This is a genomic window from Candidatus Dormiibacterota bacterium (assembly GCA_035544955.1).
In the GTDB taxonomy this organism is placed as follows: domain Bacteria; phylum Chloroflexota; class Dormibacteria; order CF-121; family CF-121; genus CF-13.
In genome coordinates, this window is the sequence record DASZZN010000009.1 from 157,633 (window position 1) to 179,180 (window position 21,548).

The 21,548-nt window shown below is 62.5% G+C and carries 23 protein-coding genes and 1 tRNA gene; 14 read left to right on the forward strand and 10 right to left on the reverse strand.

Annotated features, from left to right (window positions below; all coding sequences use genetic code 11):
* The first annotated feature begins 2 nt into the window (after positions 1-2).
* Positions 3-1,526, forward strand: coding sequence for an undecaprenyl-phosphate glucose phosphotransferase (locus tag VHK65_03265; GenBank protein HVS05167.1), 1,524 nt, complete (start codon positions 3-5; stop codon positions 1,524-1,526).
* On the opposite strand, the gene VHK65_03270 is transcribed toward VHK65_03265, so the two are convergent.
* Complete coding sequence (locus tag VHK65_03270; protein ID HVS05168.1) at positions 1,458-2,636, reverse strand: glycosyltransferase family 1 protein; 1,179 nt, start codon at positions 2,634-2,636, stop codon at positions 1,458-1,460. The genes VHK65_03265 and VHK65_03270 overlap by 69 nt on opposite strands.
* Before the next feature lie 80 nt (positions 2,637-2,716).
* Here VHK65_03270 and VHK65_03275 point away from each other — a divergent pair, with 80 nt between their 5' ends.
* The 6 genes from VHK65_03275 to VHK65_03300 all read left to right on the forward strand — a co-directional run bounded on the left by VHK65_03275 (position 2,717) and on the right by VHK65_03300 (position 7,110).
* Positions 2,717-4,120, forward strand: a complete 1,404-nt coding sequence (locus tag VHK65_03275) for a HAMP domain-containing sensor histidine kinase (GenBank protein ID HVS05169.1) — start codon at positions 2,717-2,719, stop codon at positions 4,118-4,120.
* A complete protein-coding gene (locus tag VHK65_03280; protein ID HVS05170.1) occupies positions 4,063-4,722 on the forward strand; it encodes a response regulator transcription factor in 660 nt (219 codons plus the stop codon). The genes VHK65_03275 and VHK65_03280 overlap by 58 nt, the downstream gene beginning before the upstream one ends.
* A gap of 3 nt (positions 4,723-4,725) precedes the next feature.
* Positions 4,726-4,938, forward strand: coding sequence for a Flp family type IVb pilin (locus VHK65_03285; GenBank protein HVS05171.1), 213 nt, complete (start codon positions 4,726-4,728; stop codon positions 4,936-4,938).
* A gap of 98 nt (positions 4,939-5,036) precedes the next feature.
* Positions 5,037-5,111, forward strand: a tRNA-Gln gene (locus tag VHK65_03290).
* A gap of 67 nt (positions 5,112-5,178) precedes the next feature.
* On the forward strand, positions 5,179-6,297 hold the full coding sequence (locus VHK65_03295; GenBank protein ID HVS05172.1) for a hypothetical protein: 1,119 nt from the start codon (positions 5,179-5,181) through the stop codon (positions 6,295-6,297).
* Between the two features lie 468 nt (positions 6,298-6,765).
* Complete coding sequence (locus tag VHK65_03300) at positions 6,766-7,110, forward strand: hypothetical protein (protein HVS05173.1); 345 nt, start codon at positions 6,766-6,768, stop codon at positions 7,108-7,110.
* Positions 7,111-7,248: 138 nt separating this feature from the next.
* Here VHK65_03300 and VHK65_03305 read toward each other — a convergent pair whose 3' ends face one another.
* Both VHK65_03305 and VHK65_03310 read right to left on the reverse strand, forming a co-directional pair.
* Positions 7,249-7,944, reverse strand: coding sequence for a hypothetical protein (locus VHK65_03305; protein ID HVS05174.1), 696 nt, complete (start codon positions 7,942-7,944; stop codon positions 7,249-7,251).
* A gap of 732 nt (positions 7,945-8,676) precedes the next feature.
* Positions 8,677-9,105 carry a hypothetical protein gene (locus VHK65_03310; GenBank protein ID HVS05175.1) on the reverse strand — a complete coding sequence of 143 codons (429 nt, stop codon included), beginning with the start codon at positions 9,103-9,105 and terminating at the stop codon, positions 8,677-8,679.
* 469 nt (positions 9,106-9,574) lie between these two features.
* On the opposite strand from VHK65_03310, the gene VHK65_03315 reads away from it, so the two are divergent.
* The 4 genes from VHK65_03315 (at position 9,575) to VHK65_03330 (ending at position 12,360) form a co-directional block, all read left to right on the forward strand.
* Positions 9,575-9,865, forward strand: coding sequence for a hypothetical protein (locus tag VHK65_03315; GenBank protein ID HVS05176.1), 291 nt, complete (start codon positions 9,575-9,577; stop codon positions 9,863-9,865).
* 553 nt (positions 9,866-10,418) lie between these two features.
* On the forward strand, positions 10,419-10,724 hold the full coding sequence (locus tag VHK65_03320) for a hypothetical protein (protein ID HVS05177.1): 306 nt from the start codon (positions 10,419-10,421) through the stop codon (positions 10,722-10,724).
* A 525-nt stretch (positions 10,725-11,249) separates the two neighbouring features.
* Entirely contained in the window at positions 11,250-11,618 is a 369-nt protein-coding gene (locus tag VHK65_03325; GenBank protein HVS05178.1) for a hypothetical protein, read from the forward strand.
* Positions 11,599-12,360, forward strand: a complete 762-nt coding sequence (locus VHK65_03330; protein ID HVS05179.1) for a hypothetical protein — start codon at positions 11,599-11,601, stop codon at positions 12,358-12,360. The genes VHK65_03325 and VHK65_03330 overlap by 20 nt, the downstream gene beginning before the upstream one ends.
* 877 nt (positions 12,361-13,237) lie before the next feature.
* On the opposite strand, the gene VHK65_03335 is transcribed toward VHK65_03330, so the two are convergent.
* The 6 genes from VHK65_03335 to VHK65_03360 all read right to left on the reverse strand — a co-directional run bounded on the left by VHK65_03335 (position 13,238) and on the right by VHK65_03360 (position 18,516).
* Positions 13,238-13,492 (reverse strand): hypothetical protein, encoded by a 255-nt coding sequence (locus VHK65_03335; protein ID HVS05180.1) that lies wholly within the window; start codon positions 13,490-13,492, stop codon positions 13,238-13,240.
* Positions 13,493-13,790: 298 nt separating this feature from the next.
* Positions 13,791-14,813, reverse strand: a complete 1,023-nt coding sequence (locus VHK65_03340; GenBank protein HVS05181.1) for a phosphotriesterase-related protein — start codon at positions 14,811-14,813, stop codon at positions 13,791-13,793.
* 390 nt (positions 14,814-15,203) lie between these two features.
* Entirely contained in the window at positions 15,204-15,578 is a 375-nt protein-coding gene (locus VHK65_03345; GenBank protein HVS05182.1) for a VOC family protein, read from the reverse strand.
* Between the two features lie 291 nt (positions 15,579-15,869).
* Entirely contained in the window at positions 15,870-16,232 is a 363-nt protein-coding gene (locus tag VHK65_03350; protein HVS05183.1) for a hypothetical protein, read from the reverse strand.
* A gap of 248 nt (positions 16,233-16,480) precedes the next feature.
* Positions 16,481-17,260 carry a hypothetical protein gene (locus VHK65_03355; GenBank protein HVS05184.1) on the reverse strand — a complete coding sequence of 260 codons (780 nt, stop codon included), beginning with the start codon at positions 17,258-17,260 and terminating at the stop codon, positions 16,481-16,483.
* Between the two features lie 236 nt (positions 17,261-17,496).
* Positions 17,497-18,516: a hypothetical protein gene (locus VHK65_03360; protein HVS05185.1), complete on the reverse strand. Its 1,020-nt coding sequence runs from the start codon at positions 18,514-18,516 to the stop codon at positions 17,497-17,499.
* 818 nt (positions 18,517-19,334) lie between these two features.
* Between VHK65_03360 and VHK65_03365 the strand changes: the two genes are divergently transcribed.
* Positions 19,335-20,255, forward strand: coding sequence for a hypothetical protein (locus VHK65_03365; protein ID HVS05186.1), 921 nt, complete (start codon positions 19,335-19,337; stop codon positions 20,253-20,255).
* 241 nt (positions 20,256-20,496) lie between these two features.
* Here the strand turns inward: VHK65_03365 and VHK65_03370 are convergent, their stop codons facing one another.
* Positions 20,497-20,748, reverse strand: a complete 252-nt coding sequence (locus VHK65_03370) for a GMC oxidoreductase (protein HVS05187.1) — start codon at positions 20,746-20,748, stop codon at positions 20,497-20,499.
* Between the two features lie 94 nt (positions 20,749-20,842).
* Between VHK65_03370 and VHK65_03375 the strand changes: the two genes are divergently transcribed.
* Positions 20,843-21,049: a hypothetical protein gene (locus tag VHK65_03375; protein ID HVS05188.1), complete on the forward strand. Its 207-nt coding sequence runs from the start codon at positions 20,843-20,845 to the stop codon at positions 21,047-21,049.
* Positions 21,046-21,465: a type II toxin-antitoxin system VapC family toxin gene (locus VHK65_03380; protein HVS05189.1), complete on the forward strand. Its 420-nt coding sequence runs from the start codon at positions 21,046-21,048 to the stop codon at positions 21,463-21,465. The genes VHK65_03375 and VHK65_03380 overlap by 4 nt, the downstream gene beginning before the upstream one ends.
* The last annotated feature ends 83 nt before the right edge of the window (positions 21,466-21,548 follow it).

The following is a 21,548-nucleotide window of genomic DNA, read 5'->3' on the forward strand; positions in this document are numbered from 1 at the left end:
TCGTGGCCGATACGGCCCCCGAAGGTCATCAAACGGTGGGCGTCGCTGAAAATGGAAAGCCGCTAGCTACGGACCAGACCGAGATGCCCACGGAATCAACGGTCCGACCAGCTGCTCGCTCGGTCCTTTCCCCTGATTGGCTACCAGTTGCCCTCTTCATCGGCGATTCGATTATCGCCGGACTTTCAGTCCTTGCCGCCTACTGGTATCGCTTCCACCTCGACCGAATCAATCCCACCAACGGCCAGGAGCTGGCCTTCGGGCCGTACCTCGTTGCGGTGCCGGTCGTCATCGCCATTATTGCCATTTCCCTGGCCGTCAACCGCCAGTACCGGTCCTGGCGGGGTCGCACCCTGGTCGACCAGCTTCTTTCCCTGTATAGCGGCATTGCGCTGGCCGCGGTGCTGATGCTCGCGGCCATCTCCATCACCAACACGGGCCTCGAGTATTCACGTCTCACGCTGGTTTATAGCCTCGCGCTCTGCGCCATTCTCATGACACTCGAGCGGTACGTGCTTCGACAGTACGAGACGCGGCTGCGCCGTCAGGGAATTGGAACGGAACACGTGCTCATGGTGGGGACAGGCACCGGCAGCCAGCTCCTCATCCAGCGGATGACGATGTTCCCGCAATACGGGTTCCACGTCGCCGCCGTCCTCGACGATTCCCTCGAGGCGGGTTCGACCTACGCGGGAGCTCGCGTGGTTGGACCGACCAGGGACTTGCGTTACTGGGTATCGCAACTCAACGTCGACCAGGTCTTTCTGGCCGTTGCGAACGCCACGAGCGAGCAGCTGGTTCACCTGATCAACACCTGTGACGATCTCCGCGTGGAGTTCAAATTGGTGCCGGACCTCCTCGAGGTCATGAGCACACGAGCCGCTGCAGACGCCATCGATGGGTTGCCACTGATCGGCATCCGCCACAGCCGGCTTCGTGGGATCACGGCGGCCGTCAAGCGCGCGATCGATATGATCATCAGCGCATTCGGATTGCTGATCGCCAGCCCGATCATGCTGATCATCGCGGCGGCGATCAAGATCACCTCCCCACAGGGTCCGATCCTGTTCCGCCAGCCTCGGGTGGGGCTGCACGACAAGCGGTTCACGGTCTACAAGTTCCGGTCGATGATCCCGGATGCCGAGGCGCACACCGGGCCGGTCGTGGCGACCCCGGACGACGATCGCTGTACGCCGGTGGGGCGGGTGCTGCGCCGGCTCAGCCTGGACGAGCTGCCCCAGCTCTTCAACATCCTCAAGGGCGACATGAGCCTGGTCGGGCCGCGCCCGATGCCGATCTTCCTGGTGGAGCGCTTTAGCGAAGAGATCCCGCGCTACCTGGAGCGCCACCAGGTGCGGCCCGGCCTGACGGGGTGGGCGCAGGTCAACGATTTGCGCGGCGGCGAAGCCTTCGGGGATCGGGCCATGTATGACATCTATTACGTGGAGAACTGGTCGCTAGCGCTCGACCTGAAGATCCTCATCCTGACGGCGGCCCGGGTATTCTTCCAGCGCCGGGCCTACTAGCCGAACCCCGAGCGCCATCTCGTAGGCCTCGACCGTCTGCTGCGCGGCCCGCTCCCAGGTAAAGGTGCGCGCCCGCTCGATGCCCAGCTGCCGGCGGCCGGCGTTTGCGGGGGCGTCGAGCATCGCGTCGATGGCCTCGGCGAAGGCGGCCGGGTCGTTCGGGTCGCAAAAGACCGCCACACCGTCGGCGATCTCACGGAGGACCGGCAGATCGCTGCAGATCACCGGGACCCCGCAGGCCATCGCTTCGATCACCGGCAGGCCAAAGCCTTCGGCGCGGGAGGGCAGCACCACCATCGCCGCGCCGCGGTAAAGGTCGGGAACGGCGCTTTCCGGGAGGCGACCGGGCAAGACGGCCGATCCCTCGGGGAGCGCGGCCGCGCGCTCTCGGACTTCAGGATGGCGTGGGTCGTCGCCGGCGATGACCAGTTGAGCGTTGGGGTGGGTACGGCGGACGCGGGCGAAGGCCTCGAGCAGGACCGGTAGGTTCTTGTAAGCCTTCCATTGACCGAGGTAGAACACGTACGGCGGGCGGATCCCGAGGCGCATCTGCCAGGCCGCCTCGGCCTCCGGATTGCGCCGGCTGGTGAAGCGATCGTCGGCTGCTTCGGGGATCGACAGCACCCGGTCGGCCGAACGCGGAAAACTTTGCTTCACCGCGAGGGCCGTAGCCCTGGATGGCGTGATGATCCGCTCGGCGCGCCGGACCGCGTTGCGCATCAACATCTGGTTCACACCTCGGGGCAAGGCGCCGGAGTGGATCTCGGGAAACTGAAAGGGAAAGAGATCGTGCACCGTGACCACGAAGTGACCGGGCTTGATCAGCGGCAGGTTGTAGTGGGGGAAATGGATCAGGGCCAGGTCGGCCCGGATCAGGGTGAGCGGCAATAACGACTGCTCCGCGAGGCGATAGGGCTGGGCGTTGACGGTCATCAAGTGGGACGATCCGCCGATCAGCGACCGGACGATTGCGGCATCCTGGCGGTTTGCGACGACTGTCAGGCGGTCGCCGAGGAGGCGGGCCAGTTGCGGAAGCAGCCCGCTAATATAGCGCCCAATGCCAAGCGCCCCGATCAGGCGGGCGTCGAAGCCGATCCCCCTTGCGGTCAAACCATCCCCATGGTGAGCGATCCATAGGATTATCGCGCACGTCTGACGCTGGAGCGGAGCCGGGAGCGCGTTATACGGCCGTGGCGGACGCCGAGCTCACAAATGGCGACTACTCGGTCGTGGTCCGCGACAGCCAGTCCGCCATTTTGGCCAGCGCCGAGCGCATCACCGTGGTCGGCCGATGGGTGGTGCTGGCCGCTGCCGTCATCCTCAACCACTTCGGCAACCGGAACTCGCAGGCCTCGGTGGTCATCGTCGACACCATCCTCTTGGCCTGGGGCCTGGTCAACCTAGTGGTGTCAGTCGTCCTCGTTCGCGGCTACAAACCCGGGCGCTGGTTTGGCTTTCTCACCACGGGGATCGACCTCCTCGTGGCGACCAGCATCCTCTATTTCTCCGGTGGCTACGGCGCGCCGACCGATTTCTCCCTGCTGTTCTATCTGCTGATCATCGCCTCGGCCGTTCGGCTCGGGTTACCGGGCGCGCTCGCCACAGCGATCGTCGTGTCGGTGCTGTATACGGTGATTGGAGGGCTCACCGGGTTCGCCACGGTGTCGCCACCGCCCGGCTTCGTCGTCGGCCGCGTGTTCCTGTTCCTCTTCGTCGCCCTGGTCGCCGGCCTGCTGGTCGGTGATGTGCGAAGCCGGCTCGACCGCGCGTTGCGCACCGCGATCGAGCGCGCCACTCAGCTCGATGAGACCCGCCGCCGCGAGGCGTTGGAGAAAGAACGGGTCGAGCGGTTGGAGGAGATTGACCAGGTCCGCTCGGATTTCGTCTCGATGGTGGCGCACGAGCTGCAGACACCACTAGCCAGTATCAAGACTCAGGCGGAAACCCTGCTGACCCAGCAGCACCGTCTCGACCAGGAAACACGGAGCGCGCTCGTCGACGGGATTCATCGGAGCGCCGCCAGTTTGACCGATCTGGTGCAGGACTTCGCCGCCGTCAACCGGATCGAGAACAACCAGTTCAGCTATCACTTCGAGCGGCTCGACCTCGCCGACTTCGTCAAGGAGGTGGTCGATCTCTTTCCGGTTGACCCGCGTCGCTATCCAATGCGGGTGCGCGTCGAGCCGGGCCTGGTCGTCCGCGGCGACCGCCGGCGGTTGCAGCAGGCGCTCCTGAATCTGTTGAACAACGCCGTCAAGTACTCGCCTCGCGGCGGCAACATCGCCGTGATCGTGGCCCCCACCAAAGATGGCGAGGCCAAGGTTTCCGTCCATGACGAGGGGATCGGCATCCGGGACGAGGACATTCCCAAGCTCTTCAACAAGTTCACTCGCCTGTTCGACAAGCGCGCGATGAACATCGGTGGGTCCGGGTTGGGCCTCTTTATCACCCGGTCGATCATCGAGGCGCACGGCGGCCACATGGCGGTCGAGAGCCAATGGGGCAAGGGCTCGGCCTTTAGCTTCGTTCTACCCCTGTGGAAGCCATCCGGGTCCTCATCGTCGACGACCACGCCGTCTTCGCCGACGCCCTAGCTACCATCCTCCGAACGGAGGGCGACATCGAAGTGGTCGGGAAGGGCGGGACGGTGCAGGAGGCGATCCGCGCGGCCCAGGCGCTCGGGCCAGACGTCGTGCTGCTCGACGTGCACATGCCCGACGGCTCGGGGATCGAGGCGGCCGCCGCCATCAAGAAGGGCCGGCCCCAGACCCAGGTCGTGATCCTGACGAGCGACGAAGAAGAGTCGGTCCTGCAGTCGGCCATTCAGGCTGGCGTCACCGGCTACCTCAGCAAGCACGAAACCGCGGCGCAAGTGGTACAGGCGGTACGCAGCGCGGCGCGCGGCGAGGCATTGATCGCGCCCTATATGCTGGCCCGCCTCTTGCGCGGCCTACAAAAGAAGGATGAACCGGGACCGGCGACGCCACTCACGCCGCGGGAGCTCGAAGTGTTGCGCGAGCTCTCGTTGGGCCACGACAACGAATCCGTCGCGAAAACCCTGAAGATGTCGCCCAACACTGTCCGCACGCACGTACAGAACATCCTGTCGAAGCTCAACGTACATTCGAAGCTGGAGGCGGTTTCACGCGGCATTCGCGAAGGCTGGATACGGATTCCACAGGAGCCGGCGGCCTGAGCAATGCGTAGCGAAACCCGCCATTCGGGGGATCGGCGGGTTCCCTGGCGCTTCTACGATGGGGCCGCTGTGGAGAAGCTCAAGCGTGGACAAGGCTATACCGAGTATGGCCTGATCCTGATGCTGATCGGGCTCGTGGTGATCGGTGCCCTAACGTTGCTGGGGCAGCAGGTTCACGAGCTGTGGCACAGCATCACCACGTCGATGCCGCGTTAACCCTGCCAGGGGCGTTCATGAACGGGCCGACTCGCTCCGGCCCGTTCTTCGCTTAGATGAAACGGAGCGACCCTATACTTGGGGCGAACCGCAACCATTGGGGCGTCGCCAAGTGGTAAGGCAGCGGACTTTGGATCCGCCACACGTAGGTTCGAATCCTACCGCCCCAGCCATCGCCTTCAGCAAGAGTCCTCGCTAGGTGCTCGTAACGGCCTGCCTACCCCAGCCGTTCTTAGCGGTGTGAAGCGGTTGCTCCTCGTCGGACTGGTAGTCGTTTCGGCCTGTGGCCCGGGGGTTAAATCTGGCCCAGCCGCCACCCAGGCCGCCAGTCCATCCGCGCCCTCCTCATCAGCCACTGCGGCCACCGCGGGCAACTCGCCAGGAAGTCTCGCGTGCAGGCTGCCGCTCGCGGATTTCGAGCAATCAGCCGACTATTCGAGTGGGACGCTAAAGGCCGGCTTTGTTACGTTTCCGGGCGCCGCCTTCACACTCGATCCCAACGGTGCTTTCGAGGGCCCGGGGACCAACGGACTGGTGAAGTCGGTGGTGAAGCCATATCTATACGGCGGCCCTGGGGTTGCCACCTTCACACGTCGATTCGGCCGGTGGCTACCTGCCGGTGTCGCCGCGGTCTCGCCTGACAGCGCCCACTATGCCTACGCCGAGTCCTATAACGACGCCAATGGTCCGCGGAGCCGGATTCACGTCGTGGATGTGGCTTCGGCGGCCGACCGGGTTGTCTACGACCACGGCTTCTATGGGGTGATCGACTACGAGCCGGAGGGTATTTACCTTTTTGCCATCGGCTACGCGGACGCACCGAACTCGGGCCTGTGGCGGCTGGACCCGCAAGCTCGCTCCCTGACCCCTATTACTTCGCAGGATTTCACCGTTGACTACGTCGCCGGAGGCGCGGCCTGGTATAGCGACTTAGCGCCCGGCGACCAGGCCCCTCCGAGCATGACCAATCCGATGGCTCGGGCCTTCTTCAAGGACCGCCTCGTGGTGATTGATCTCAAGAGTCGCATCGCGAGGCCCTGGTTTCGGCGGCCGGGTAAGGAGGTCCGTGCCATCGGCGTCGACGGCCTGGGGCATCCAATCGTGACCGTGGGCTCGCCAACGGACGCCGGAACGTCAACGTCCGAGGAGCTCTGGCTGGTTACCGGTCCCGAAATCGGGAAGCAGATCTATGCCGGCCCTGGTTCGAATTCTCCTGATTTTGTCGGCTTTGGTACTCCGCTGGCAGATAACCACGGACTCTGGTTTGGGACCAAGAAGGGAGTCTTCTTGTACACGCCCGATGCAAAGTCCCAAATGGTCTCGACCGCGGTCGGTGAGGTAGCCGGCCGCTGTTCGTGAGTCAACAGATCGTAGCCGTCGGCAGCAATCCGGTCAACGACCTATTCGTCGAGTCCGCAGCCGATGAGTCCCGAGAAGCCGCTCAAGTCTTAGGGCGATCGCAGGACCAACTTCATGAGCGAGCGTTGCCAAACCTGACCAATTGATCCAGCCATCGCCTTCAAGCGTTGGGCTGCCGGCGCTGCGTTACGCCCACGGCTGCTTACCTGGGTCAACACAAGCTGCGCTGGATTGCTCGGCCAAGACACGTTTCACGAGTGTGCGACCAACCACGCTACGCGGCTCAGAGCACTCTACTATTGGACTAACTGAAGGCGCCATCGCTTTCCGCCGGCGGGCCGTTGTCACGTGTTAGACACATCCTGGACGGCGCGTCGCTTTTTGCGCTCAATGGTGGGTCTGCGTAGCTCCCCGCCGGCCGACCAGACTCTGGCCCTGACACTTATCGAGAATGGTTGGATCGAGACCATGGCAATGGGCGCATGGATGCCGGCCTGGGCTGGCACCGGAGCGGCGTTGCTGTTCGTTGGCTATGCGATAAAGTCATGGGATCGCTCCTCCAAGACGTGGCCGCTAATAGTCGCCGCCGCCCCGATGGCAATCTCGGTCGTCGGCTTCATCATTCACATGTGTCGAGCAGCAATCGCAATCTCTGCAGGGCGCAACCTAGCACTGACGAAGCAGCCGGGCGGTGCGTACGCCCAGGCCGTTTCTCGTCTGACCACGCCCACCCCGTGGGTGCTTGTCCCGCAAGTCGCACTTGGCATTGCCCTGGCCATCGTCGTCACGCGCCTAGCGCTTGCCAACCCCTAACGCGTTAAGACCGGTTCAATAAAATTCGACGCAACGCAGACGCGAAAGCTTCGCCCACGTCGGCAAGCAAAGTTGCCAACTCTGACCAGTTGGCCCAGCCATCGCCTTCAAGTCGGGCCGCTCGCCAGCGCCGAGAATCTAGCCAGAAGAGCCCTGTACCAACCCGAGAAAGCTGCCGTTAAGGCCAAGGTCGATGATGTTCGTTGGGTTTGTTACGCGAATGAGCGCCAAACCGCCCGACACAAAGCTCGGTGGGCAACCCGAGCAGGTCGGCTTAACGCTGCCTTTTTGGCCGATGACGGTTGCCGCATCGAGCCACCCTTGAGGCTGGAACTTCGCACCCAGCCCGATTCGCACACCATCGCGGCTCCGGATCACGCTGGAGTCAAAGACGTAGCAGCAGTTGCTGTCCAGGTTGAAGGCTACGTGCGATGCGTCTGGTGACAGCGCAATTTCACCGTAGGTAAAGCTATCGTTCGGATCTAAGGGCTTTAGGCTCCAGAGAGTGTGCCCACTGGCATCTCTGACGGTTGGATGTTTGGGGTCGTAGCAGACCAGCCAACCGTCGGGAAGATCCCCAAAAGACGGATTGCAATCGGAGCCCCCAATCGCGCTGCCGACCTGTCCTTGCATATCGAGGTGCGCGGCCGGGCCGAGCCATACCGTACCTTCCACGTAGCCGATATAAGCCATGTGTGTGTCAGTGGTTGCCACAGGCCCGATGCCATCCCAGCCGGCGACCGCCAGGAGAGCGGCCGGCGGTCCCTTCACTCCGCCTGACAGGGTCTTGGCCCAGATGGTCGTCGTTGACCCGCCCGCCGTCGCCAGCTCCAATTCTTCCCGTACGTCCCCAGGGACGTGCTGGGGACAGCCCTGCGACGGATCTATCGTCGGCGAAACCAGGGGCGGCCAGGCGATGACTGAGGCAATCAGCTTCGTCCCATCGGGACTGACGGCGAACCAGGTGAGTTCCTGGCTGGTGAGAACGGGAAATCTTGCCACGATCTGGTTGTGGCCAGTAGCGCTGAGTCGATGAACTGCCCTATTCGCGTCCAGGTAGTAGACACTCCCCGCAGCGACCTGTGCCGTGGCGGCGACGAAACTGCCCTCACATCCGAGCGCCGGCGTTGGTGGTGGCGAGAACGTGGCTTGCGCGCGAATGCGACCGTCCAGGCCGAGGATGGCGACGGTGCTCGTGCAGTTGAGACCGCATGGCTGTCCCAGGCTTGCAGCAAAAAGGACCTCACGTGGCGAGCTGGACGGCGTCGGAGTTGTCGCTACGTGATCAGACGTACTTGAGGCTGTGGGGGAATTGCTGGCTTGACCGCACGCGGCAAGGGCGAGGCACGCCGACGCGACGATGCGCTTCATGTTGACATAACAGCGGGCGATGAGACGAGGTTACGCGAGGAGGGATCTTCCTCGATTGAGCGCCTGGGTGATTCGGCCATCAACATCCGCCAGGAGAGTTGCCAAACCTGACCAACTGACCCAGCCATTGCCTTCAAGCTGAGGGCCTTCAGCCCCCTGAATAACTCGAGGTGTATGACAGGCGACGGTCTGATCTTACGAACATTGTCCAGCGACCTGACCAGTGAGTCCGGGAATCTTCTGGAAGCCACCGGCGGGCGTATAAACGAAGACGCCTCTTGAGCCGCTGAACCCGCCGCTGAACCAGACCGCATGCCCGTATCCCACGAGCGCCGATAAGTCAAAGCCGTCAGGACTCGATGAGACCCGTTGACCTGAACCCGGAGTTAACACCAACCACAGCTCCACGGAATCGGCGGACGATTGCCCGGAGGCGACCAGGACAAACGGGTGGCCGCTTTGGTCCAGGCCGAGAAGGTGGACGCTGTGGCCAGGCCGGTAGAACCAGACGACCGTCGCGCCTGACTTGAGGTCTTGCCGCATCACCTCGTCGGGAAGAAGCGTCCCCGAATAGGAGTCACGCAGGGCGCTCCCATCGGCGGGATCAACGGCGTTCACCCACACGGCGCCCGCCTGAGGCGATCCGAGGGCACTATCGCGGGCAACCAGCTGGACCGCGCCTGTTATGGGGTCCAGGAGCCAGAGACCGGGAGGAGAGATGCCCTCGTAGGGGAGCTTCCGCAGATAGATCCCTTCGGTCCGATCATGCGTCCTTTGTCGACAGCCGACCCGAGTATGCTGCAGCCGCTAGGGCGCTGGTGCGCCGACGCCGTTGACGCCTAAGGAGGGATGCGACATCGCTGGGATCGACGGGCAGCCGGAGCCGGTAACTCCTGCTCGCAGGCCTAGGAAGCGTACCCGGCTTCGCGTTCTGCTCTTGGTTGTCGGCGCGCTCGTCGGAGTGGCGGTAGTTCTGGTCGTTGGAGGGTCCGTTTTTCAGGGGCTACTAGAGCGATCCGATGCTTCCTCAGGTTCTGGGGCTCCACTGCCCCAGAACTTCCCAGGGGACTTTCCTTTGTACCATCCAGCGAGCTTGAGCTTGATCGAGTCAAGCCCCGGCACGACGTTTGTTGGCAAGTGGCTAACCGTCGACAGCCAGGCGATGGTGGTTGCGTTCTATCGGCGGCATCTGAACGACGGCGATTGGGAGGCCGTAGATGCACGCGTGGCCTCCGGCAGCACCCTGAAGGGCATGTATTTCCAGCGGAAGAGTGCTACCAACTACGTCGGAACGATCGTCGTCTCCTCTCAGGACCTCTACGGTGTGGTGACAATCTGGGTCTGCACGGCTGCGGACTCCAGTCCTCCAAACCCGTGTCCGTAAGAGTTGACACCGGAACGCGTAGAGCACACTCGGCACTACGGCAGCAGGCCAATCGTCGCGAGGCACGACGTACGCCGGAGCCGCCCAGACCTAAGAACACCGATACTTCTGTCGGTGGGGGAGCGTTTGAAGTGGTTGAGGTGCCGAACTTGAGCGACACAGAGCCAGACTGATGGTTAGCCGTTTGTGCCGGCGCCCGTCCGTCGTGGGTGGTTGGATCACACAAACCTGTGAGCGGCAGGATTTGGTTCGAGAATTCAATGGCCAGGAAAGGGCGCGCATCTCACGCATACGACTGAGGGCCAGTGTCATCGCGCTGGTGGGGGCCGTGGGCCTCACCAGCTGCACGTCGGGCGCTAGTGGAGTCGCACAGAGCCCTCGCCCGGAGCGGATTGCGCCTTCAGGCGCCCCGTACTCCTACGTCGTCCCAAAGGGTTTCGAGCCGGTCTTAGGTCATCAAGATCAACCGAATTCAGCGATCGAACACCAAACGTGGCTTGGTCCGACTGACCTCCCATCCGACAAGGACAACATTTTCGTAGGGGTTCATCCCTTGCCTCAGCCGATGACGGAGTCGGAGCTTGCGAAGGCGAGCGTTGAGATTGACCACGGCAAGACTCAGTTCTGGCCGACTGCCGAATCGATAAGCAGCCAGGAACGGGTGACAGTAGGCGGAGCCGTAGGGTTCGCGTACCACATTACGGGTGCCATGAGCGGGACCACCAAGGTGGACCTTGATGCCTACATTCTCTTCCAAGACAAGACCGAACTGTTCCTCAATTGCCAGTGGATTCCGGCAGACAAAACCCAAGTGCTCGGAGGGTGTGAAGCGGTTAAGAGTTCGCTAGTTATCGCCTGAGCGACGGCAATGCTACCGCCCGCGTTTCCGGTGGCCGTCGCGAAGCACGTGGCGACGGCTCGGGGCACATGAAAGTTAGCCGCTAGCTGGAACGGCCGGATCATTTAGGGGGGTTCGCCACTAAGTGCGGCCAGTGACTTTGCCAACCCCGACGAGTTGACCCAACCATCGCCTTCAATCAAAAGTGGGCGCAAATGGCCCCTAACCACAGGGGCCTACCTGTCAGGCTCTGACTTCGACTTTCGTTTACGGCATTTCGGCCTCCGGCAGAGAGCACGGTCCTCTCACGAGAGGGGGCAACGCCTTCGACAACCTTCCGTTCACGATTCATCAGAATCAGACCAAGCCGACGGCCAGCGATACTTTCCACCACAAGAATGCGTTGATAGCTGCGTGGGGCCACTGCAAGAGGCGGCGGGCGAACGAATCTCCACGGAAGCCTCTCGGAAAGGAGTCGCACAGTTCTTGAGCCGAGGCCGGATTGGGGCGTCGCTGCTAGTGGGTGCATGCCTTATTGGTGTCGGAATGTTTCTGCCGTGGCAACGAACGGTTGAACAGGGTGGCCAAACCTCGACCCAATCAGGTATCCATCTCGCCGGCACAACCCTGCTGATCATCGCGGCTGCGATGGCGGTCTTTGCCGCGGCCTATCTAAGGGGCCGCGGAGGCACCGGCCTTAAAGTCACCATGCTCTTCGTCGCGCTGGTCTGCCTTGTATCTGTCCTTCTCGCCGTCAACGCGATCGGCTTACCGGAGACCACAGATATCATCTCGTTCAGCTTCGACATCGGTTTTTACATGATCGCCTTGGGCACGGTGGTGCTGCTTGGTGGCACGGCTCTGGCTTTTAAAGAACACGAAACACGGAAGCCCGGTGCCGATGCGACTCCCTGAGGGCTGGGGGCCGGGCATTGCCGGCGTCGCCGGTGCGGTCCTGCTTGTGCTCGGTGTTGTGTTCTTCAGGGGACCAGTCGACGCCTACGTAGCCTCGGTGGACAGCTTTTCGTGGAACTGTGACTCCTGTGAGCATGTACTCAGCGTGAGCCGAACAGCAAACTGGACCGAGTCATGGTCGTTTACCGGCGCCATGAAACCGAATACGCCGCCCCTGGCTCGTGGCGACCAGGTCAAGATCGAAAGCACCCCTCACCGGCTCGTGGCGTTTACCGCGCTCAACCCTGCGGGGGGCGGTGAACGATACGTCACCGATCAGGAATTTCTACCGCCATTCGGACCTGCGACGGGTCTTGTCGGCTGGGGCAGTCTCATCCTCGGAGCGCTGCTGCTCGGTATCGCGATCTGGTCCTTCGTGCGGCGGCAGGCGCAATTGGACCGTAGGCTTTCGGCCCAAAGTCTTGTCGGCGGACTGATCTGCCTGGCTCCCGCGCTGTATTTCTTTGCGCTGTTTTCTGGCCGGCTCGACGCCGTCGATTTCCTCGGCCTGAGCTTTGTGGTGTGGTTGGTTGCGGCCGGCACGGCGATCGTGCTGGGCATTATGGCTCGGCGGAAAGAACATGATCAGGTGGCCACGCTAATGGCCACCGCTGGTCTCGGCCTCTCGATTGGTCTGACGGTCGGCTGGCCGGTAGTGTTCATGGCCGTTCTGTCGGCCGCTTTTAGTGCAGGCGGGGGGTAGAGGCCTCGATTCGCGCTGCACGAGCTCGGCGACTGAGGCGAAGCTTTAGTCGGGGCTCATGGCAGATCTCCCGCGTAGGTTTCTAGTCTGGCCGTATGCGGCGGCCGCTTCGACAAGAAAGCGCGCAGCCAATGCGGCCAGGGAGGCCCCCGAAATCAGACGCAAGCGTTGCCAGACCTGACCAGTCAGCCCAGCCATCGCCTTCAAGCGCACTCACGCCTATCTTGCTTCGCTACGTAGAGCAACCTCACCGAGGAAGCTAGTCGGAGCCGACTGGTCCCCGTCGGTATTTGGGTCCATCCGCCTGGAGCTCGACCGCATAGCCGAAGGCCCGGGGGGTCACATCTGATCGGCCGCCAAATGTCCGCGCAATCTCAGCAAGCTCGGGACCCAGACTGGTGGCCACCTCATCGAAGACGGCGGCGGGATCGCCGCCGAGACGCCTAACGCAGTCATGGAAAGGAGCAAGGCCGACCATGACGTCACGGTCGTCGAGGACAGGCTCGCAGGAACGTAGGTATGCGATCAATCCCTCCCTGAGGACCGGGAGAGACCGACGGCGCAATGCCCGGGTACACACTTCGAGCGACTGAGATTCCGGTCGCGGCATCTCGCTGAAAATACCGTATTCTCCGGTCTCCGCCGGAGCCGGGTCCTAAGTCCTGCTTTGGATCATAGATCGGGCTTCTCTAAGAATGGAATGGTGCCGAGAAGGCTCCCGATTAGCCTCCTCGGAAGCTCGTCTACCTCAGCGATGAGAGTTGCTAACCCTGACCAGTTGACCCAGCCATTGTCCACTATCGGTTCCTCGACGCCGCGGACGACCCGAGCCTCAAGCCAGGCCACGGACGAACCGCCTTCTCTCGGCGGCATCTGTTCACTCATAGGTCTTCGCAGCGTGAAGGATCTTAGCCACCAGGCCCCATGACGGCTCACGGGGCTCCTCGATATGCTGGTTCTTGAAAAAGCCTGGCATGTCGTGAATCCATGCCGCCAGCGCCTCCAGGTAGCGGTCGAGCGTCGGATTTTCCCAATCGTCTTCCGACACGCGCAGATCGTCTCGAAGCGCATGGACAAAAGCGGCCAAATCTGTTCGCGTCTGAACAGCCTCTTCACGCGCGAGTAGCTCCATGTTAGGCAAAGTCATCATCTCCCGAAGCTGAATCGTAGCTGGATTGAGAGGCCGTCGCTGATCGTTGTCTAAAGGCTGGCCCAAAGGTATGCGATCTCATTGGGCGTGGTCATTCTGAGCTGACGTCAACGCCCAGGAGACGATGCAGAGAGACAGCGACTGCTTCGGTGACCTCGGCTAACAGAGTTGCGAACTCTGACCAATTGACCCAGCCTTCGCCTTCAACCGACCTCGGCGTCTGCCGGCGAGGTGAAGGTACAGTCTGCCGTTGCAGAACCGAGATATAGGCAGGCCGCCCCTACGGCCTGCCGGTCAGGTAGCGGCGCGGGTTGTCGACAAGTAATTTGGAAATCGTGTCCTGCTTCACGCCGGCGGCCCGGAGCCGGGGAACGATCGCCTTCAACACGTGAGAGTACCCGTTGCCGCCGAAGCGGATAAGCTGGAGTTTGGTGCAGACATCCTGCGAGAGGAGAATCTGGGCTGACCACCCGGCTTCGAGCAGCCGGAGGAGCGCATCGAGCCGCTGGTCGTCGGTCGGCTCTTTTGAATCCGGCCCGAAGACCTCTTCCGAGCCCAGCGTGTCGAAGCTGAGCCAGGCGCCGCGGACCGCCAGCGAGCAGTGGTAATCGTAGTCGAGCTGCTCGTCCATGTGGCTCAGCGCCACCCGCCGAAGATCGACGCCCTCCGCCTGCAGGATGTCGAGGATACGTGGGCCTTCGCGATGGAAGATCGCGGGATGGACATTGATCGACACCCCGGTCTTAAAATGCGCGCGGGCCGCAGCGCGCAGTACCTTGACCTCCTCGGGCAGGATGGGTGAGGAGGTGCCCAGCTCGCCTAGCAGGCCGGCGCGCACGCTGGTCCCGTTGATGCCGACCAGGATCGCCCCAACGAAGCGGGCCGCAAGCTCGTCGACGGTCATTCCGGCGACCCAGGGCGGATGCGCGAACGCCCGGTAGACGCCAGTCCCCACAACGATCTGGACGGCACTGCGCTGCGAGATGCGCCGCAACGCCTCTGGCTTTGGATCGAGGCCGTCGACCGTCATGTCGATCACGCTGTGCCCGCCGGCTTGCCCGAAGGCGCGCAGCTCCTCGGCCGCCGCGTCCTCGTCGTCGATGAGTAGGTTGTCGCGCGACTCATAGGGGTTCTGGACCCAGGTCGCCCGCGACTGCACCGTGACCGGCGTCTGTGCCAGGGCCCGGCGCTCGTCGGTCGCGGGTTCGTTCCACAGCCCACGCAGATCGATCAGGAGGTGCTCATGCCCAAGGGTGACCCCGAGCGTCTCCGGCTCGATCGGACCGCAAACCGTCTGGATCATGCTGACGTGGTCGGATCCACCGGCGACCAGCATAGGGCGCCGTGGAGCCCCGCCTTCGGCCCGCCGTTAGCTGGCCCTGTTGCTGTGAGAAGACGATTCAGTCCGGCGGCGAAATCACGGCCCAGATGGGCTAAGCGAGTTGCCAAATCTGACCAATTGACCCAGGCATCGCCTTCGACTTACCTGCGTCGCATGAGCGACGCCGCGTCACGAATCTGGTTTACATTTTCCAGGGAACCATTTTCGAGGCAGCTCGGTCGAAATATGGTCCCCGCTCCAGGCCAGTCCGCACCGTCAATCCCATTGTCAACGGACATGCGTCCAGCCGCGTGGCTCCCCGCGACGGCGGGTGCCTATCTCCTCCCTTCTCGCAGCGCTCGCCCAGCTAATTCAGACACCGAGCAGTCCGAGCTCATTCCCCTCTAAGTCGCTTATGACGGCAAACCGGGCGGCCGCAGCTGGAAGCTTCGTCGGGGGCACCACCGTCGAAGCTCCGAGCGAACGCGCTCGTGCGAGGGCGGCTTCGAGGTTGTCAACCTGGACATAGAACGTCAGCCCGGGCGAACCTGACGGCGACGGCATGATTCCGCCCGGGATCCCGGCGCCTGGCGTCGCGTAGCGGTGCTCAGGGTTGGTATCGATCATCGAGTAATTCAAGAGCTCGCTCTCGGGGCCCAGCTCCCAAGCGAAGAGCGCGGAATAGAACGATTTCTGGCGCGTCAAGTCCCGCGCGCGGATTTCGAAATGAACTACAGGGTTACCCATGCTTCTGATCTCCTCTCTTGCCTCTCCCTTCATCGCGATGGCGGATGGCACGCCGGTTGGCTATTAAGGATACGTGGCTCACTCTTGGTTGTCCGGCGGCGTAGGCGCATGATGGCATTGCTATCAAGCGGAAGCCGCCTCAGTAACAGACGAAGGCTGGCGTCAACGCTCCCCAAGAGAGTTGCTAATTCCGACCAATTGACCCAGCCAATCGCCTTCAGCCAGCCACGGATACCATGGGGGTGCAACTGGCCGGCGCGATGAAACGGTAGGCGCGCAGCTTCGCCCCGGTCAGAACACCCGACGGCCCTCTCGGTATCGATCAAGCAGCCCCGGATAGTCCATAAAAACCTCGACCTCGGCCTCATTGATCTCTTCGATCAGGTCTGTAATGGTTATTTGCGCCCCAGTTATGGGCTGAGCGTCTGGGCCTACGAGCGTGAGGCCAAGGGAACTGACCCGCCGTCTGTACTCTGTGAGCTTCGCCTGATCCGTGGCTGCTTCGCCGCTCCAGGACACCGCCTCGGCGTACAGCCTGATGATTGGCTTGAACTCGGCGTATCGATCATTAGGTAAGAAATGGCCTCCATACACGCCCATTGATTCATCCGCCCACTCCAAGAGTGTCTCGCCGATGTCGACGGCATTGGCCAAGAGGTGAAAGCTAGGGAGTTGAGCTGGATTGTGCACCGTCTGTAAGGGTCTCACAGGAATTAATGACACGAACGGGCGCTGGTCTGGACTCGCCCTTCGGTGCTCGGGTATGGCTTAGGCCTTCACCACCGCAAGCTTGAGGGTCGACGACGCAAGGAACCAGGAGGCGATGCAGGGCGCCGACGACCTCTTGAGTGACAGCGGCCATTAGAGTTGCCAAACCTGACCAATTGACCCAGCCATCGCCTTCAACCAGACTTGCCGGCGCTGCGAATGGTCTCCAACTCAGCAAGAACGAGAAATAGGATGCCTGCGCCCACCGCTAGCGTCCCCCAGACTTGGCCCACGGCTCCGGGGGCGTCGGGGAACACGACTGATGCCGCGCCGACGAAGATTGATGCCGCTCCGGCGCTCCAAGCCGAAATCCTCCAGCCCTTTGTTTTCAAGCAAGCGAGCATGCCAACCAGCACGATGGCAATAGCGGCGGCCGCCATCTCCGCGAAACGGTCGGCATGGTGAGGCGGGCCGACGAACTGACGCGCCTGCGCAAGCATGTTTATGGCGTAGGCAACAGCCGGGACGGCCCCGACTATGCAGACTGCAGCCAGCGAGGCGGTAGGACCAGCCCCCCGCTTGAAGAATTCTCGGCGGGCTGGGTGGAGAACAACCAGGATCGCCACCGCGGCCAGGAAGAGTAGCGACGCCTGCAGGGGCTCTTGCCGACTACCGATCAGCGCCGTGATAAGGAAGGCAAGAATCCCGAGGACGGCCTGCTGCACCCCAGCGATCCTGCGTGCGGGCGACCGCAGCTGGACCAGCAACCCTACAGTAATGATGATCCCGGCGAGCGCGCCATGACTGAGCTCGCTGACCGGGGTGGACACCCCGAAGGGTTTTTCGAACCACCCGATCACGAGCACGGTTAGCCCGAAGAAACCGATTCCAAACGCCAGTGACAGGACGGTAGCCCAGAGGAAGAATGCGATGCGACGGACGGAACTGGGTGCGGGGGCTACCGGGGCGCCCACGTGGTGCTTCCGCCTCCGTGGGATCGCCCAAGGGAATTCGCGCGACTGCTATCTGCCTTTCGGCACATCGGTATCGGTCGCATCTTGGCGCTCAAGAATAGCCGGACGAGACGGTTCACGGACGGTTCGACCCGGTGGCAGAGGCGGGCCAACCGAGTTGCTAACTCTGACCAGTTGACCCAGCTCTGCCCCTAACCGCCAATGGGCGACACCAGCAAGCTTGCGGTAATCAAACCTCAGCCCAGGTTTCCGGGTAACACCCCGACCATGGCGCCCGGCGTATCCATTGGACTGACGGCCCCACTCGAAGTGTCAAAGAGAGCCAGTTTTCCTTGTGGTGTCTGAAAAACCAAATGCCTCGAATCTACCCAACCCTGTGCAGTACCCCCGACGTTCGTGGATACCCGTTTCCCCGACAGGTCGACGAGAGTGATGGATTCTCCACCGCCGCAGCCACCATCTGGCTGCTGGTGACGAAAAACAGTGGCGATTTGCCGGCCATCTGGGGATACCGGACCGCCAACTCCACAGACGTCGCTTGGGATAGTACGGCTACTTCCATCCCAGCTCTCGAGCAGCGACTGATGGTGGCTGTCGCCGTAGTGCACCTCGCATTCGATCCCTGCTGGAGTCGGGAGCCCAAAGGAGACTGCACCCGAAGGCCCGGAGCAAATGGTAGCGAGCCGCGTTGCAGTGGTCGCGTCGGCGACGTGATATTCGTAAGCCCGATAGGCGCAGATGTCGCACGGGTTCTGGCCATATGGACCGCCGGCTACGCCGATGACAAGCTGACCAGCGTGCCAGCCAATCGGCCACTCGACCGCGCTCCGCGATTCGAAGAGGTCAACGTGGTGGCCACCACCTAATAAGTCCTCGACATATAGTCGCGTATGGATGCTCCCCATTGAGACGCTCGGGTAATCAACGACGGTCACGGCAATGCGTTGATCGTCAGGACTAACCGCAAACGCCGCGTGAGTCAGTGTTCCGGCCGGCAGCGTATGTGCAAGTCCAGCCGATCCGCTGAGCGCCACGAAGCGGACGGCTGATTCTCCGTCCAAATAATAGACGCGATTGTTGGACGCGCTCACTTGTGGGAGGGACGTCGGATGTCCGTAGCCATCGTCGGTGAAATGGATCTCGGACCAACTCCGGTTTGCCGCAGTCGCCGTCCGGATAGTTTTGCCGGTGAGGTCCACCAACGAAACGGTGTAGCTTGGTGGCGTCGGGTACATGTCTAAGCCACTGATGATCACGGCGAGCGGCGTGATCTGTACCTGACTTGTAGTCGGCGTGGGACTCGAGCCAGGCGCCGTCAGGCTAGGGCCTTGCGTTTTTGCGGGAGGTGACGCCGTCTGGGCGCCGCAGCCGCTCGTTAGGACGGACAGCCCAAGGAGCGAGACGACGATTACCCGCTTCACTGCCTGCTTAACGAATCAACTAGGGGTTTGGTTTCGAGGCCATCGATATCCTGCCCGCTCGTGAGACCGAGGAAATCGGTCCCATAAGCGACCGCGTCTCACCGTTTCGTGCGGTTCGGCTGAAGAGGCATAAGCACCGCGAGGCGGTTAATGACCGCCATGAGTGCGCCATCTACGTCTGTCACCAGAGTTGCCAAACCGGACCAATTGACCCAGCCATCGCCTTCAATACGGGAAGATCTCGTGAGGACCTCGCTCAACCGCGATTACGACGCTCAGATGTCGCATGACGGAGCATGTTGCGAGTGGCGTCATGGGCCCAGACGTCGACTGGAGAAGCCCCGCCTGCGGTTCCGGCGACAGGACGACAACTGCAAGCGGCCGAAACCGTGGGTCGATGAATGCTTCGGCGGCTCCGAGTGCGTAACCCGGTTGCTGCAGTTGGCGTTACCCTTCGCGTGAGGCGGCTGATCCCGGCTGCTATCTTGCCGTTGATGCTCGCGGCATGTGGTAGCAAAGCCCATCTGGCGGCTGCATCGCATCCCTCGCACTCGGCCAGTCAACCTAGTGCCACCGTTACCGCCACCGCCGCGGCCACCACGACGCCAGAGACGGCTAGTCCCTCGCCGGGCAACCCCAATTGCAGGTTACCGGTGGCTATCGACCAGGTTGGCGGTTTCGTGGCCTTCCCGGGCGCTGCTTTCACATCCGATCCTGCCAGCAAGCTAACCTTCGACGGCGCGACAAACACCTTCCGCACCGAGGCCTCGCCGGTGTTGCACGGACCGAATTCCGGCAGCACTCTCAGCTACGACCCGGGCCACGGTCGCTGGCTCCCGGTCGACACCACGGCCGTATCGCCGGACGGAGCCAGTTATGCCTATGCGCAGGGCATTGTGCCGCCCGACGCGCAGGGACCGATCGTTCCCAGTGGATCCCACATTCACGTAGTCGCCATCAAGACCGGCGCCGACCGCATCGTGTACAGCGGTCAGCTGCTCGCAGTCGTCGGATGGCGGCGCGAGGGAATCTATCTCACTCATCCCTGCGCTGAGGGCTGCGGCGAAGCGGGTGGCCTATGGCTACTCGATCCGTCCGCTGGTTCGCTGCAGCAAGTCGTTCCGCTGCCGACGCCAAATCCTGAACGTGTAGGGGCCGTGACCTGGTCGGGCTTGGGTGGCGGGGCGGCCTGGGCAGTTACGGGCGATCCCAGCAATCCGAATTCGCCGCCTGATCGGCTTCTCCGCCATGACCTGAACGGCGGACCCCAGGAGCCCTGGTTTACGAAAGCGGGCAGCCAGATGAGTTTGCTTACCGTTGCCGGGACCCAGCCGATCGTGTCCGTATATACGGCTGCCGAGACGGACGTTTGGCTGGTGACGGGGCGAAACCAGGCCCAGCTTTTGGTTGCCACGCCTGCTTCCGAAACCAACGGCCTACTCTATCCCACCGTTGCCAGGCGGGATGCTAATGGGATCTGGTTTGGCAGCTCCTCGGGCGTTTTTCTGTGGGCCAACGGTTCCATCAATGAGCTTTACAGCCAACGGGCCTCGCCTGCCGGCGTTTGCAGCTAGTGGCCTCTCAGGAGAGCATCGACCGAGCTTGCAAACGGACGACGGTCCATTCCGGCCCGTCGCCCAGGTCCTGAAGTTTGCGCGGGAAGCCGTTCGATAGCTTGCGCTAGTTCTCCGATCACATTGGCAACTTCAGTTGCTAACCCTGACCAATTGACCCAGCTCCCTCGGAATCCAGTAACCGGTCAAGTTGGCGGCGATTCGACCGCGACCACGGAGCGCTCGGGCGATGGGTGATCTCCTAGAGAAGCGAGCCAGTCAGTTCCGAGAGACGCTCGGCAATCATGATCGTGGGGATGTGCGTGAAGCCCGAGGGCACGTTGGGCATGATCGACGCGTCGATAACGCTCAGTCGATCCGTGCCGTGGACAGGCCCGGAGGCGTCTCCCACCGCGCCAGCCTGTGGCCGCAGGCCCATCGAGCACGTTCCGACGACCGGCGCGGGCGGATCGGCGCAAAGCTGTCGAATCGCTGGCTGGCGAGCAGCGTCCAGCGCCCGGTCGTGCTACAATACGCATATGTCGACACCAATTAGTGCGTTACAACGCAATGCATCACGGGTAGTACGGCGGGTGGCCGCATCCGGGGTGGCTGAGGAGATCACCGATCATGGCCGCGTCGTCGCGATCCTTGCTCCGCCGCCTCGTACAGAGGGCCTCGAGCGTCTGCGCCAAGCCGGCGCGGTGCGCCCCGCCAAGCCAGGTCGGCTCGACGAGGTCATCAAGGAGCTTGGGACGCTGCCTGAGCTCGGACTCATGGACGCTCTGCAGGAGCAGCGTGACACAGACCGGTGAGTAAGAAGGAATCGCTCGAAGCGCTCTACGTTGACTCGTCGGTGTTGGTTGCGCTCCTCGCCCCGGGTGACAGGCATCATCGATACGCGGCCCGGCTTGCTCGTGCCGACCAGCGGCCAATGGTGACCTCGTCGGTAAGTGAGGTCGAGATCGGTCGCGCCTTGGGCCGGCGGGCAGCCCCCGCTGCGGTCCAGGCGGCAGCTCGCGAGCTACTGGATCACTGCGAAATTGTGGACCTCACTCCCGAAATCCGGCTCCGGGCGATCGAGGTGCGTCCGGCCAGCGTCAGATCGTTAGACGCCATTCACGTCGCCACAGCGATGGTCGCAAGGATCAATCGCTTCGTATCCTTCGACGCCCGGCAGCGGATCGCCGCCGAAGAGATGGGGATGAAGCTCGTTGGGGCCAGCACCTAAGAGAGGAGTCGACGCAGACCAGCCGAAATTCCCTGGCTGAGGTCAGCGGCGATCGTCCGAAGCCTCGGAGGGATGTCCAACTG